This window comes from Streptomyces sp. JLSY215 (assembly GCF_059682825.1).
Genome location: NZ_CM185022.1, coordinates 1229418 through 1242264, shown reverse-complemented (window position 1 = coordinate 1242264; position 12847 = coordinate 1229418). Strand labels below are relative to the sequence as shown.

Below are 12847 nucleotides of genomic sequence, written 5' to 3'. Positions count from 1 at the left end.
GATGCCGCCCGGGGCCTCTTCGGCCCCGGCCCATCGGACGCCCCCTAGCGCGGCCCCTTCATGCCCGCCGTCATGATGGCTTTGAGGATCACCTCGTGGATCTGCGAGGGGTCGTTGACGCGGTGCGCCGAGCCGCCGGTCGGGGCCACGATGCGGTCCAGGGCCGATTTGTCGGCCGCCGGGCCGATCGCGATGGCGATCAGCGGTACCGGCCGCTTCGGGTCGGCGCGCTTCTTGAGCTTGCGTACGAGTGCGTCCAGTTCGATGCTGCTGGAGTCGTCGTTGGCGCCGTCGGTGACGATGACCAGGGCGTTGAATTTGCCGCTCGCGTAGGTCTCGCAGGCCTTGTCGTAGGCGGCCAGCGTCGTGTCGTACAGGCCGGTCGCGCCATTGGGCACCGGGGCGAGCGAGCCGAACGCGGCGGCGAGGTCCTCGCGGTGGGTGCCGCCGTGCGCGCCGGGGTCGCCGAGGCGGCTGGTGGGGGAGAGCTCCACATAGTCCTTGTCGCCGTCCAGCGAGGTGGCGAATTTCCACAGCCCGATCTCGTCCTCGGGCGTGAACGTCGACAGCGCCTGGAGCAGCGAATTCTTCGCGAGTTCCATCCGGGACCGGCCGCCGCTGCCGGGGACGGCGTTGCCCATGGAAGCCGAGGCGTCCACGACCGTCGCTATCCGGGCGCTCTGCACCGTGATCGTCCACATGCCCAGCAGCGCCCGGAGTTCCTTGGCCGACGGCGGATCGGCGGGATCCGCGGTGTACGGCTGCGGGTCCCGGCCGCCGGCTGCCCGGGCCACCGCGGCGCCCGCCTTGCCGTTGGCGCCGCGAAAGCCCCGTGCCTGCAGCTCGCGCTGGCCCGCGGCGCCGTCCAGGAGCGTCATGAAGCGGTTGGCGGCGCGGGTCTGGTCGGCGTTCAGCGCATCGTCGTCCACCAGGGTGAACGGATAGTCGAGCCGGGCGGTGCCGTCCTTGGGATAGAAGAGACGGAGGTCGGGGCCGTTGGCCGGGCCGGTGTTGTGGGCGTGGGCGGCCTGTTCGGAGAGCAGCAGCGCCTGGTTGCGGCGCGGATTGCCCTGCTCGGCACCGGAGCCGTCGCGCGGCAAAGTGGCCAGCACCTGGCTGTCGCCGTCCGCGACCCGCTCGTACAGGAGCTTGGCCGCGGCGGCGGTACGGGTGTCGGAGTCGCCGCCGTCCTCGGAGGCGGGGGCGCTCCTGGCGGCCTTCGCGTGGGAGACGTTGATGCGGGCCAGCGCGAGCAGTCCGGTGGCGCTGCGGGCCGGGTCGGCGACGCCCAGGCGCAGCCGGTCGTCCGTGGTGGCGGCGCGGGTCAGCTGGGCCCAGGTGTAGGTCTTTTCCGGCCAGCCCAGCGAGGTGGCGGTGGCGGGGACGGCGCCCAGCGCGATCGGCGAGGAGGCGATGGCTCCGACGGCGGTCAGCGGGGTGCCGCTCTCGGTGCCGACGCGGTCCACCCAGAGGCTGGAATCGGGTATCCAGACCTGGAATCCGGGGTGCTCCGGCCGCCGCCCGAGGGCATCGGCCACCTCGTAGGAGGCCCGCGCGGTGACCCTGACGTCCAGGCATTTGCCGTCGGACCGCGTCTCGTTCCGCCGCGCCCGGGTGGCCACCTTGTCGATCGCCGGGGCGATATCGGGGGAGGCGAACACCCGAAGCCGCACCGCATTGCCGTCGCAGGGACCGCCGAACGACAGCAGATCGCTGCGCAGCGCCACGGCGGAACCGGCGGCGAGGACGAGGACGGTGGCGATGATGACGGTGCGGGTGCGGATCCCGCCTGCCCGCGCGGGGCCGAGAGCGCGCGGCACGGTGCCGGGGCGGGCCCCCGTGCTCTCCGGCGCGGACGGATCGGGCAAGCTGTGTCGTCCCATTGCGGTAGCGCCTCTCCTGATGCTCGGAGCCCGATGCCCCGGACTCGATCGGGATTCGATGGGGTTCGACGGGGAGAGAGAACGCGCCACGTGGATGGCGCCCGTCCCCGGCCTGTCGCGCGCGATCTTCGTACCTGCTTTCGAGACCCTAGCGGGGCGGTGGCGGTGAAGAGGCGGTATCCCGGAAGTGGAGGAAGCGTGGAGTCGGAGACAAGTCCCTTGGCAGATGCGGACGTTCCAGGTCAGGGGCCTGGTGCCGGGCGGGGCGCGGGGGTCGCGGAGGAGCCGTGCCGGAGCATCTTGAGGAGTGAGACGCTGCTCGTTCTGGCCCTCTCGCTCGGGGCCAGCGGGGTGTCGGCGCTCATCAGTTTCATCGGCTCGGTGACCAGATCCGGCGCCCTCAAGCACCAGGCGGCCACGCTCAATGCGTCCCATGCGCCCGGCCGGCCATGGCTGGATCTCGCCTGGCAGCTGTTCGGCATCGCGACCGCGCTGGTGCCCGTCGCGCTGGTGGCGCACTTCCTGCTACGGGAACGGGCCGGCGGACTGCGCGCCATCGGCTTCGACCGGCGGCGGCCCGGCTTCGACCTGAGCCGCGGCGTGGGGGTCGCCGCGGTCATCGGCGGCAGCGGACTGCTGCTCTATCTGGGCGCGCGGGCGGCCGGATTCAATCTGACGGTGGTCCCCGAGGCGCTGCCCGAGGTGTGGTGGAAGATCCCGGTGCTGATCGCCTCCGCGGTGCAGAACGCCGTCCTGGAGGAGGTCATCGTCGTCGGCTATCTGCTGCGCAGGCTGGGGCAGTTGGGCTGGGCCCCGATGGCGGCACTGGCGGCCAGCGCGCTGCTGCGCGGCTCGTACCACCTCTATCAGGGCATCGGCGGGTTCGTCGGCAACATGGTGATGGGCGTGATCTTCGTCCTGCTCTACCGGCGGTGGGGCCGGGTCGGTCCGCTGGTCGCCGCGCACGCCCTCATCGACATCGTGGCGTTCCTCGGCTACGCCCTGCTGGCCGGCCGGGTGGGGTGGCTGCCGACGGCGTGAGACGGGCGCGGCGCGGGCCGCCGGCCGGGCGTCCCGCGCCGGGGAACGGGCTCAGCCGGTGGTGCGCAGCTCACCGTCGATGACCGTGACCGCGCTGCCCGTCAGCAGCGTACGGTCGCCGCGCAGCCGGGTCCGTACGAAACCGGTGCGGGCGCCGCCCTGCAGACCGACCAGCGCGTCACGGCCCAGGCGCGCCGACCAGAACGGGGCGAGCGCGGTGTGCGCGCTGCCCGTCACGGGGTCCTCGTCGATGCCCACGTAGGGGAAGAAGCAGCGCGAGCGGAAGTCGTGGCCGCTGTCGGGGTCTTCGGCGCGCGCGGTGGCGATCACGCCCCGGCCGCCGTGCCCGGCCAGCGCCCTGAAGTCCGGCGACAGCGCCCGTACGGCCTTCTCGTCCGCCAGCTCGAGCAGCAGATCGCCGACGTCGGGGCCGGTGTCGTGCGCGGAGAGGATCTCGGCGCCCAGCGCCCCGGCGACCACCGGCGGCACATCCACCGGGGTCAGCGGTGCCGTCGGGAAGTCCATGGTGATCGACCCGTCGTCCCCGGCGGTCGTGATCAGGACGCCGCTACGGGTGCGGAAGCGGACCGTGCCGGTCGCGGTCCCGGTGGTGTGCAGGACGTGGGCGGTGGCCAGCGTGGCGTGCCCGCACATGTTCACCTCGACGGACGGGGTGAGCCAGCGCAGCGCCCAGTCGGCGTCGCCGCCCGCGGGCAGCGGGTGCGCGAACGCGGTCTCGGAGAGGTTGACCTCGGCGGCGACCTGCTGGAGCCAGGCGTCGTCGGGGAACGCGTCGGAGTCGAGGAGTACGACTCCTGCGGGGTTTCCGGCGAAGGGACGCTCAGTGAAGGCGTCGACAATGCGAATCCTCATGACGGCGAGCGTAGAAGGGCCATCAAGCCGCGGGCCAAGGCCAATTCCGGGAGGCTGGACCCTATTCGAACGTGTCGTGGCGGGCGCGCACCCACTGCGCGTCGAACTCGTCCCGGCTGATCTCCGCATCGGCCAGTCCGGGGTCGAAGAGGTCGACGATGGGAGGGTTCAGCGCCCAGTCGTCCGGGCCGCTCCGGAAAGCGGTGCCGTCCTCGGGCAGCCTCACCTGCCGCAGCCGGCGCCCGTCCCGTCCCACCTCCAGCAGGTAGACGGTCGGGTCCTCGTCGTCGTCGCCGTCCCAGCGGCGCCGCAAGTGGACGATGCTCCGGCCGGCCAGCGCACCGAACCCCGGGCGGTCGCGCTGCGCGGCGCGCTTGTCCCGCAGGCCGGCCAGGCCCGCGGGCATGCCCGGCGCGTCGATGTCGGCCTCCGTCAATTCCCAGGACGCGGCCTCCTCCACCGTTGCCGCGTCGTCGACGACCTCGACCTCCGCGAACGTTTCGAGGACCTCCCGGGGCGACCTCGCCAGCACCCACCACCACACTCCGCCCATGCCGTAGTCGTGCAGGACGAGGAAGCGCCGCTTGGGTGTGGCGCCGGCGTCCGTCGTGTCCGCCATGTCAGCAGCTCCGGGTGTGGTGGTCCAGCAGGCGGGTGAGCAACTCCACGAACTGGTCGCGTTCGGCCGGATTCAGCGGCGCGAGCAGTTCGTCGTGGAGGTCGTCCAGGACCGTGTCCAGGCGGCGTAGATGACGGCGGCCCCGGGTGGAGATCGTGATGATGTTGCGGCGCCGGTCGTCGGGATCCGGTGCCCGCTCGACGAGGTCACGCTCGGCCAGTTCGTTGAGCACGCCGACCATGTCGCTGCGGTAGATGCCGGTGCGCGTGCTCAGCGCCGCCTGGCTGCCCGGCCCGTGATCCTGCAGTGCGGCGAGCACGGCGTAGTGCCACTTACGGGCGTCGACCTGCGCCAGTCCCTCGGTGATCAGACGGTCCGACCGCGCGGTCAGCTGCGACAGCAGTCGGCTCGCCCGCCGGCGCAGTCTGTCGGGCGTCTCGCGCGCGCCGTCGTCGGGCAGGTCCGGGGCTTCGGCTCTGGTCATGGCTGAAATCCTACCCATTGCGTTAGTTGGACTAACGATGTACGTTCGCTCGCGCCGATAACGTTAGTGCAATAAACGTTAGTTCGGTGAACTCCAAGGAAGGAAGATCCGCCATTCCCACCGAGATGTTGCAGATTCCCACCACGGACGGCCGGGCCGACGCCTTCGCCGCCTTCCCCGACGACGGCGAGCGGCACCCGGGGGTGCTGATGTACGGGGACGCCTTCGGCGACCGGCCCGTCCTGCGCGAGATGGCCCGCGAACTGGCCGGGCACGGCTACTACGTGCTCGTCCCCCACTTCTTCTACCGGCACGGCCCGGCACCGGTGATCGAACTTCCCGAGTACATCGGGGAAGAGGACCGGCCCGCGCTCATCGCCCGGCTGATGCCCATGATCGAGGCGCACACCGCCGAACGTGTCCTCCGCGATGCCGACGCCTACCTCAGGTTCCTCGCCGGCCGGCCCGAGGTCGCCGCCGGACCGGTCGCGGTGACCGGCTACTGCATAGGCGGCCTCCTGGCGATGCGCACCGCCGCGGCCCACCCCGGCCAGGTGGCCGCCGTCGCCGCGTTCCACGGCCCCGTGCACGTCGACGGGCCCGACGGCTTCTCCGAGCTCACCGCCCAGGTCCACTTCGGCCACGCCGAAACCGACCTGACGCCCGAGGCTCTCGGCGAGCTCAACCAGGCCCTGGACGCCGCGGGTGTCGACTACACCTCCGAGATCTACCCCGGCACCGTCCACGGCTTCACCATGTCCGACACCGACGCCTTCAACCCCGCCGCACTGCAGCTGCACTGGGACCGCCTGCTCCCGCTCCTCGGCCGCACCCTGACCAGCGGCTGAGGCTCCGGACCGGAAACCGGGCCTGGCGTACGCGGCGGCGCTCGGCGGGGCGCGGCGAGATGTGGCCACGTCATCGGGATCGATGACGTGGCCTTCTGCCGGCTTCACCGGCGGAGGCCGGCGAGGTCGCTATCGTGCTGCTCGACGCGATCTCCCGAACGGAGCCGGCGGGGTACTTCCCGGCCCCGCACCGGAACGCCTGCACGATGCCGGCCGGCGCGACCCGAAGGACCGCTCATGAACAGCACCGTCGCCGACCTGATGCGCCGCAACCTCCTCGACGTCTTCAACGAGCCGGACCCCGGGCGCCGCAGCGCGGCCATCGCCCGAACGTACGCCGAGGACGTCGTGTGGCACGAACCCGACCGCGTTGTCCGTGGCCGCGAGGCCCTCGCCGAGCGCGCCACGGAACTCCGTGCGCAGACCCCGGACTGGGTCTTCCGGCCTGACGGCCCCGTCTCCGTCAACGACGACCTCGGCCACCTCGGCTTCCGGTACGGTCCGGCCGGCCAAGCGCCCGTCGCGACCGGAATGGACATCGCCCACTGCAAGGACGGCGTCATCGTCGAGCTCTACACCTTCGTCACCGAAGTCCGTCAACCGTCCTAGAGGACGGGTCGGGTCGTGATCAACGGCAGAGGTCGGCGGCGGTTCTTCGTCTTGGCTCATGGGGGGCAGAACGAGGACACGTTCGCGGCCCTTCAGTCGACGCAGAACTCGTTGCCCTCGATGTCCTGCATCGGGATGCATGAATCATTGCCGTCGTACAGCGTTTGCACGTGTACCGCGCCGAGCGCGACCAGTCGTGCGCACTCGGCCTCGAGTGCGGCGAGGCGCTCTTCACCCACGAGCCCGGTGCCGACCCGCACGTCGAGATGCACCCGGTTCTTGACGACCTTGCCTTCGGGAACGCGCTGGAAGAACAGTCGCGGGCCCACCCCCGAGGGATCGATGCAGGCGAACGCCGAACCCTGACGCTCAGGCGGCAGCGAGCGGTCGAAATCGTCCCAAGTGGCAAACCCCTCCGGCGGCGGCGGTATGACGTACCCCAACACCTCGCACCAGAAGCGAGCGACGCGCTCGGGATCTGCGCAGTCGAAGGTGACTTGGAACTGCTTGATCGATGCCATCGGCTCACCATAGTGGCGCGCGCTGTTGACCGGGCCGGATTATTTGCGGCAGGGGCCAAGCGCGCGAAGGGACAGCGAACCGCTGCAGTGGTCCACCTTCACGGGGGCGAACCAGTAGGTCGTCGATCTTCGCTGAGACGAAGCCCCGTCGGCGCAGCCTGTGCAGCTCGTGCAGCTTGCCCGAGATCGCCTCGACCTTCATGGGGACGGATCATCCGGCTCCTCACTCAAGGGGTTGTTCGGCGAACAGTTCCGATATATCGTTGAAGCATCGCGATCGATCAACGATGGCGTTTCAGTAACGGCTGCGCAAGCAAGGGCGGCCGCAAGATCAACGAGATCAACGAGATCGGCAAGAACAGCAGGAGTGACTGCTGGAATCGACAGAAGGCAGAGAGGGCGTCGTCATGCGTTCCCAGGGACATCACCACGACAGCAACCACGAGCACGGACACGAGCACCGTCACGAGCGCTGCGGACCCGGCCGGCCGGGCGGCTGGGCCGAATTCGCCGGCGGCTTCGAGCGGCGGCGGGCCGCGTTCGGCGGCTTCGGGCCGCCTTTCGGAGGGCCGCCCTTCGGCGGGGGCCGGGGCCGCGGCGGGCCGCGCGGCCGGGCGCGGCGCGGCGATGTGCGCGCCTCGATCCTGGCGCTGCTCAAGGACCGTCCGATGCACGGCTACGAAATGATTCAGGAGATCGCCGAGCGCAGCGGCGGGGCCTGGAAGCCCAGCCCCGGTTCGGTCTACCCCACCCTGCAACTCCTGGAGGACGAGGGGCTGATCACCAACGCCAGTGAGGGCGGCAAGAAGCTCTTCTCGCTGACGGAGGCCGGCCGCGCCGAGGCCGAGGGCGGCTCGGACGCACCCTGGGAGGACGCCGGGCGCGGCGTCGACTGGGAGGCCATGAACGAAATCCGCAAGGCGGGCGGTGGCCTGGTCGAGGCCTTCCGTCAGGTGTGGGCCACCGGCAGCGCCGAGCAGCGGGAGAAGGCCATGGCGGTGGTCAACAAGGCGCGCAAGGAGCTGTATCTGATCCTTGCCGAGGAGGACTGAGTCGGGGCGGGGTGAGGGCGGGGTGCGCGCCGGGTGCGGTGCGTACCCCGCCTCAGCCCACCAGGCCCGCGAGCTTGCGCAGCGATTCGTTCAGGGCCGCGCTCGCCGAGTCCTTCAGCTTGCCCGCCATCAGGGAGACCGCGGCCCCGGTGAACGCCCCGTCGATCCGCAGCGTCGTCGCCCCGCCGTCCGGCGTCAGCTCGTAGCGCATGCCCAGGTTGACGCCCATCGGGCCCTTCCCCTTGATGTCGAGGAGGCGGCCCGGCTGCAGTTCCCGTACGGTCCAGGTCACCTCGGCCGGGAAGCCCATCAGCTTCATGTTCTCCTCGTAGCCCGCGCCCACTTCGAGCGTGGTGGGGCCGCCCTTGGGGAAGGCGGTGTGGGTGGCGTTCCACTCCCCGTACGAGTCGAAGTCGGTCAGCCGGTCCCAGACCTGTTCGGCCGGTGCCTCGATGCGGGCCTCGGCGGTGACTTCGGCCATGCGACCACCCCTTCGGTGACTGTCCCTGGCTGGTGCCGCGGAACGTAGCCCCAAGGCGGTGAAGGTTCAATACCGACGGCCATCATTCCTGATGTGCCGTCAGATTCATGCAGAGCCGCGGCCGGGGCGGGGCCGTGAGGAGCCGGTCGACATGATGGCGGCGCAGTCCGCGCGCGGGATCCACCGGGATCAGCAGCCGGTCCGGCCGCCAGCGGCTCCGCCGCACCAGGCTCTCCGGCATCACATCGTCGACCCAGGCGAACGGACGCCCGTCCGCATGGCGCAGTATCGGCTCCCACTTCCGGGCCGGCGGGCTTTCCGGGCCCTCGAACTGCGGGTCGTCGGGCCGGGCGGGACGGCCGGTGAAAGCGACGACCGGCAGCTCGGGCAGCTCCAGCAGCGGAGCGATATGGGTGTTGGCGTGATGCTCCCAGGTGGTGGCCCAGACGAGTTCGTATTCCGCGGACAGTTCGCGCAGCCAGTCGGCGTGGTCCGCGGACAGCAGCACCGTGTGGTCGAGCAGATGGTGCGCGGTGAAGCCGGGTGACGGCAGCACCGGGTTCAGTACGCCGTCGATGTCGAGGAAGAGCAGCGGTCGGGTGGCCATCGGAATCCTTCGCCACGGAGGAGTTCGGGGTGGACCGGGACCGGGCGGGCGGACGTTGTCCGGTGGGGGCGGCGCCGAGCCTGTCGGGGAAAGACGCGCGCGGGGCGGTCTCCGGTTGCCTGCCGCGGGCCACAAGAGGGAGCTCGGAACCCAAATGCCCGGCTTCCGTGATTTCCGGCTATCTCCTCCGCAAGGATGAGATGCGAGGAGGTCATCCCCAACCAGGGTGGGATGCGTAAATGCTTCCCGCCGGGGATGCTCCGGGCCGTGGCGGCTGGTGGGGTGGGACTTGTGCAAAACCGTACTGCGTACAGCGGCGCCGACGGCCCCGCCCGGGTGGACCTCGACACCCAGCTCACCGTGGAGCTGGCGTCCGTCGTGTCCGCCGCCCGCAGGAGGGCCACCCGCGACGGCGACCGCCAGGTGGACACCGCGCATCTGCTGCACGGCCTCCTGGAGTCGGACCCCGCGGTCCGCGACGCCTTCGACGGCGGGCCCCAGATCGCCCGGCTCCTCGGCTACCTCGTACAGCGCAGCATCGGCTACGGACTCCAATGGCACGGCACCGTCGAGGACTCCGGCGCCGTCCCCACGGTCACCGAGGGCGGCGTCCCCGGGTGGTCGCCCGCCGCGGCCGCGGCCCTGGACGGCGCGCTCGACCGTGCGCACGCCCGCTACGCCACCCGCGCCGGCTGCCTCGACCTGCTCGCCGCCCTGGTGGACGACCCCGAATCACGGGCCGTCGAGGTCCTGCAGCGGGCCTCCGTGAACACCGCCCTGCTCGCCGCCCGTCTGGACGGCGACGGCTCCGGCCGGGAGTGACGCGGGGGAGACAGGGGTCTCGGGGGTGGTGCTGCTGACGGGGCTGTCATGATGAGCGGATGCACGCGTCTTCGGGGAGCCCCGCCGGTCCAGCCACCGGTATCGGCCCAGCAGCACCAGGGTCCACCGCGACCCCCCAGGCATCATCATCGGCCCATGGCGGGAGCGCGCCCCGGGGGCGCGGCGCGGGCGTCGGCATCGCGCTGCTCTCCGCCCTCGCGTTCGGCGGATCCGGCGTCGCCGCCAAGCCCCTGATCGAGGCCGGCCTCGAGCCGCTGCACGTCACCTGGCTGCGGGTGGCCGGCGCCGCGCTGGTCATGCTGCCGCTCGCCTGGCGCCACCGCGATCTGCCGCGCCGTCGGCCCGCCCTGCTCGTGGGCTTCGGGCTGCTCGCCGTCGCCGGCGTCCAGGCCTGCTACTTCGCCGCGATATCCCGGATCCCCGTCGGGGTCGCGCTGCTCATCGAATACCTCGCGCCCGCCCTCGTCCTGGGCTGGGTGCGCTTCGTCCAGAAACGGCCCGTCACCCGCGCCGCGGCGGTCGGCGTCGTCCTGGCCGTCGGCGGCCTGGCCTGCGTCGTCGAGGTGTGGTCCGGGCTCAGCTTCGACGCCATCGGCCTGGCCCTCGCGCTCGGCGCGGCCTGCTGCCAGGTCGGCTATTTCGTGCTGTCCGACCACGGCGGTGACGGCGACGACACGGCCGACCCGCTCGGTGTGATCGCCTACGGCCTGCTGATCGGCGCCGTCGTGCTCACCCTGATCGCCCGCCCCTGGAACATGGACTGGCAGGTGCTCGGCGGCAGCGCCGGTATGAACGGCACGCAGGTCCCCGCGGTACTGCTCCTCGGCTGGATCGTGCTGATCGCCACGGTGGCCGCCTACCTGACCGGGGTCGTCTCCATCCGGCTGCTCTCGCCCCAGGTCGCCGGGGTGGTGGCCTGTCTGGAGGCGGTGATCGCGACCGTACTGGCCTGGGTGCTGCTCGGTGAGCATCTGTCCGCGCCGCAGATCGCGGGCGGGTCGGTGGTGCTGGTCGGCGCCTTCATCGCGCAGTCGGCCAAGCCGAAGGAGCCGGCCCCGGCCGCCTCCGCTCCGGCGCCCGCCGGGGACGGCTTGCCCGCCGGTTCGTGCGCCCCGTAGGGTATCGATCATGCGTTTGACTGTGCTGCCCCCTCCCGCCGCGTAAGGCGGGCGGCGGCCTCCGAGGAAACCCTGGCCCGGGAGCGTTCCCGGGCCGATCGTCGCTGCCTGCACACGGGACCACGCGACCATTCCGCGGCGCAGCGCGCCGTCCTGGATTTCCCGGAGCACCTCTCTCATGCATGCCACGCCTTCCTCCGCCCTGCCCGTGGGCCGGGGGCTGCTGTACGTCACCTTCACCGGCATCGTCTGGGGCACGGCCGGTGCCACCGCCGCCCTCCTCTACCGGGGCAGCGGACTCGGCCCGCTGGCCATCAGTTTCTGGCGCACCTTCGGCGGCCTGGTGCTGCTGCTCGCCGTGCGGGCGGTGCTGCGCCGCCGACAGGCCACGGCTGCCGGCGCCGCCCCGTACGAGCCGGTGCGTCGCCGGACGGCGCGGATCGCCGCCACCGGCATCGGATTCGCCGTCTTCCAGACCGCCTACTTCGCCGCCGTCGAGGACACCGGTCTGGCCGTGGGCACCGTGGTCACGATGGGGGCGGCGCCCGTCCTGATAGCCGTCGGTGCGCGCGTGATGATGGGCGAACGGCTCGGGTCGGGAGGCGTCCTGGCGGTCGCCGGGGCGGTGACCGGGCTGCTGGTCCTGGTCCTCGGCGGGGGCGGGGCGACGGTGCGGCCCGCCGGTATCGGGTATGCCCTGCTGTCGGCGGCCGGCTGTGCCGCGATGACGCTGATCGCGCGGCGGCTGGGCAAGGGCGGGGGCGGCGACACGTACGCGTCGGCGGTCAGCACCTTCGCGGTCGGTGCGCTCTGTCTGCTGCCGCTCGCGGCGGCGGAGGGGCTGTGGCCCCAGGCGCAGGGGCTGGGCCGCAGCCTCCTTCTGCTGGGCTATGTCGCCGCGGTGCCGACGGCGCTGGCGTACGTGCTGTATTTCGCGGCGCTGGCCGTCGTTCGGGCCGCGACCGCCTCGGTGATCCTGCTGCTCGAACCCGTGTCGGCGGCGGCCATCGCCGTGCTCTTCCTCGGGGAGCGGCTGACGATGACCACGGCGGTCGGCACCGGGGTGCTGTTGACGGCAGTGGCCGCGCTGGCGGTGGCCGAGGCGCGGCGGGCCTCGGCGGGTGTGGAAGCGGCCGTTCTGCCGGTGGCGGGCTGACCCGGGCGTGCCCGGCCGGCGGTGGGCGACGGCCGGGCACGGCGACGGCTCAGCGGGCCGTAGCGGACCGGGCGGCCCGGCGGCGCTCCTGGTGGCCGCGGGCCGCCGCGTCGCCGGGGCCGTTCCGCTCGGCGAGGCGCTCGGCGATGCGCCGCTGGACGGCCTCGCTCCGCTTGCCCGCGTACTTGAACTTGGCCCGTACCTCGCGCACTTCGAGCCGTAGCCCACGAAGGCCGGAGAGCTGCCGGCCGTACGGCATCCGGCCGGCGGCGACCGGAGCCGAGCCGCCCTCCGGCTGGAAGTGGCCCATCTGGCGCTGCAACAGCGCGGCCTTGGCCTCCGGGTCGTCCACGACATGGGCGGTGCAGGTCAGCTGCACCGCGGCGTAGAAGCTGGTCGGGACGCCGTGCTCGGCCGGCTCGTCCTCCGCCGCCTGCCAGGGGCCGGGGATGAAGACGTAGTCGTCCACCACGCTCAGCAGGACCGTCGGCCGCCCCTCCAGCGCGTGCCAGATGGGGTTGGGGCGGGCGAGGTGGGTGATCACCTCGCGGCGGGCCGGGTCGTAGGCGAAGTGCGTCGGCTGGACCATCGGCGGTGCGCCGGCCGCCCCGTTGACGGCCAGCTGCCCGAAGTCGTGCGTGGTGAGCCAGTCCTGCCACTCGGCGTCATCGGTGGGGGCGTCCCAGGGATGAATCAGCATCGTGACTCCTCG

The 12847-nt window shown here is 72.0% G+C and carries 15 protein-coding genes; 7 read left to right on the top strand and 8 right to left on the bottom strand.

Annotated elements, in window-relative coordinates:
* Positions 1 to 44 precede the first annotated feature (44 nt).
* Complete coding sequence (locus tag AC5677_RS05595; protein ID WP_497193886.1) at positions 45 to 1883, bottom strand: substrate-binding and VWA domain-containing protein; 1839 nt, start codon at positions 1881 to 1883, stop codon at positions 45 to 47.
* Between the two features lie 219 nt (positions 1884 to 2102).
* Between AC5677_RS05595 and AC5677_RS05590 the strand changes: the two genes are divergently transcribed.
* Positions 2103 to 2924, top strand: a complete 822-nt coding sequence (locus AC5677_RS05590; protein WP_497193885.1) for a CPBP family intramembrane glutamic endopeptidase — start codon at positions 2103 to 2105, stop codon at positions 2922 to 2924.
* Positions 2925 to 2975: 51 nt separating this feature from the next.
* On the opposite strand, the gene AC5677_RS05585 is transcribed toward AC5677_RS05590, so the two are convergent.
* The 3 genes from AC5677_RS05585 to AC5677_RS05575 form a co-directional block, all read right to left on the bottom strand.
* The gene (locus AC5677_RS05585; RefSeq protein ID WP_497193884.1) at positions 2976 to 3797 is read right to left on the bottom strand and encodes a PhzF family phenazine biosynthesis protein; all 822 of its coding nucleotides are present in this window, start codon (positions 3795 to 3797) and stop codon (positions 2976 to 2978) included.
* 61 nt (positions 3798 to 3858) lie between these two features.
* Positions 3859 to 4416, bottom strand: coding sequence for a hypothetical protein (locus tag AC5677_RS05580; RefSeq protein WP_497193883.1), 558 nt, complete (start codon positions 4414 to 4416; stop codon positions 3859 to 3861).
* 1 nt (position 4417) lies between these two features.
* Positions 4418 to 4900: a MarR family winged helix-turn-helix transcriptional regulator gene (locus AC5677_RS05575; RefSeq protein ID WP_497193882.1), complete on the bottom strand. Its 483-nt coding sequence runs from the start codon at positions 4898 to 4900 to the stop codon at positions 4418 to 4420.
* Between the two features lie 125 nt (positions 4901 to 5025).
* Between AC5677_RS05575 and AC5677_RS05570 the strand changes: the two genes are divergently transcribed.
* Both AC5677_RS05570 and AC5677_RS05565 read left to right on the top strand, forming a co-directional pair.
* Positions 5026 to 5748: a dienelactone hydrolase family protein gene (locus tag AC5677_RS05570; protein ID WP_497193881.1), complete on the top strand. Its 723-nt coding sequence runs from the start codon at positions 5026 to 5028 to the stop codon at positions 5746 to 5748.
* Positions 5749 to 5985: 237 nt separating this feature from the next.
* Entirely contained in the window at positions 5986 to 6357 is a 372-nt protein-coding gene (locus AC5677_RS05565) for a nuclear transport factor 2 family protein (protein ID WP_497193880.1), read from the top strand.
* Positions 6358 to 6449: 92 nt separating this feature from the next.
* On the opposite strand, the gene AC5677_RS05560 is transcribed toward AC5677_RS05565, so the two are convergent.
* Positions 6450 to 6878 (bottom strand): VOC family protein, encoded by a 429-nt coding sequence (locus AC5677_RS05560; protein WP_497193879.1) that lies wholly within the window; start codon positions 6876 to 6878, stop codon positions 6450 to 6452.
* A gap of 407 nt (positions 6879 to 7285) precedes the next feature.
* Here AC5677_RS05560 and AC5677_RS05555 point away from each other — a divergent pair, with 407 nt between their 5' ends.
* On the top strand, positions 7286 to 7930 hold the full coding sequence (locus AC5677_RS05555) for a PadR family transcriptional regulator (RefSeq protein ID WP_403507850.1): 645 nt from the start codon (positions 7286 to 7288) through the stop codon (positions 7928 to 7930).
* A 52-nt stretch (positions 7931 to 7982) separates the two neighbouring features.
* Here the strand turns inward: AC5677_RS05555 and AC5677_RS05550 are convergent, their stop codons facing one another.
* Both AC5677_RS05550 and AC5677_RS05545 read right to left on the bottom strand, forming a co-directional pair.
* The gene (locus AC5677_RS05550) at positions 7983 to 8411 is read right to left on the bottom strand and encodes a type II toxin-antitoxin system Rv0910 family toxin (protein WP_497193878.1); all 429 of its coding nucleotides are present in this window, start codon (positions 8409 to 8411) and stop codon (positions 7983 to 7985) included.
* 82 nt (positions 8412 to 8493) lie between these two features.
* A complete protein-coding gene (locus tag AC5677_RS05545; RefSeq protein ID WP_497193877.1) occupies positions 8494 to 9018 on the bottom strand; it encodes an HAD domain-containing protein in 525 nt (174 codons plus the stop codon).
* 291 nt (positions 9019 to 9309) lie between these two features.
* Here AC5677_RS05545 and AC5677_RS05540 point away from each other — a divergent pair, with 291 nt between their 5' ends.
* The 3 genes from AC5677_RS05540 (at position 9310) to AC5677_RS05530 (ending at position 12135) form a co-directional block, all read left to right on the top strand.
* Complete coding sequence (locus tag AC5677_RS05540) at positions 9310 to 9840, top strand: peptidase (RefSeq protein WP_497193876.1); 531 nt, start codon at positions 9310 to 9312, stop codon at positions 9838 to 9840.
* A 59-nt stretch (positions 9841 to 9899) separates the two neighbouring features.
* Positions 9900 to 10979, top strand: a complete 1080-nt coding sequence (locus tag AC5677_RS05535; RefSeq protein WP_497193875.1) for an EamA family transporter — start codon at positions 9900 to 9902, stop codon at positions 10977 to 10979.
* 178 nt (positions 10980 to 11157) lie between these two features.
* Positions 11158 to 12135: a DMT family transporter gene (locus AC5677_RS05530; protein WP_497193874.1), complete on the top strand. Its 978-nt coding sequence runs from the start codon at positions 11158 to 11160 to the stop codon at positions 12133 to 12135.
* A gap of 49 nt (positions 12136 to 12184) precedes the next feature.
* On the opposite strand, the gene AC5677_RS05525 is transcribed toward AC5677_RS05530, so the two are convergent.
* On the bottom strand, positions 12185 to 12835 hold the full coding sequence (locus AC5677_RS05525; RefSeq protein WP_497193873.1) for an FMN-binding negative transcriptional regulator: 651 nt from the start codon (positions 12833 to 12835) through the stop codon (positions 12185 to 12187).
* Positions 12836 to 12847 lie beyond the last annotated feature (12 nt).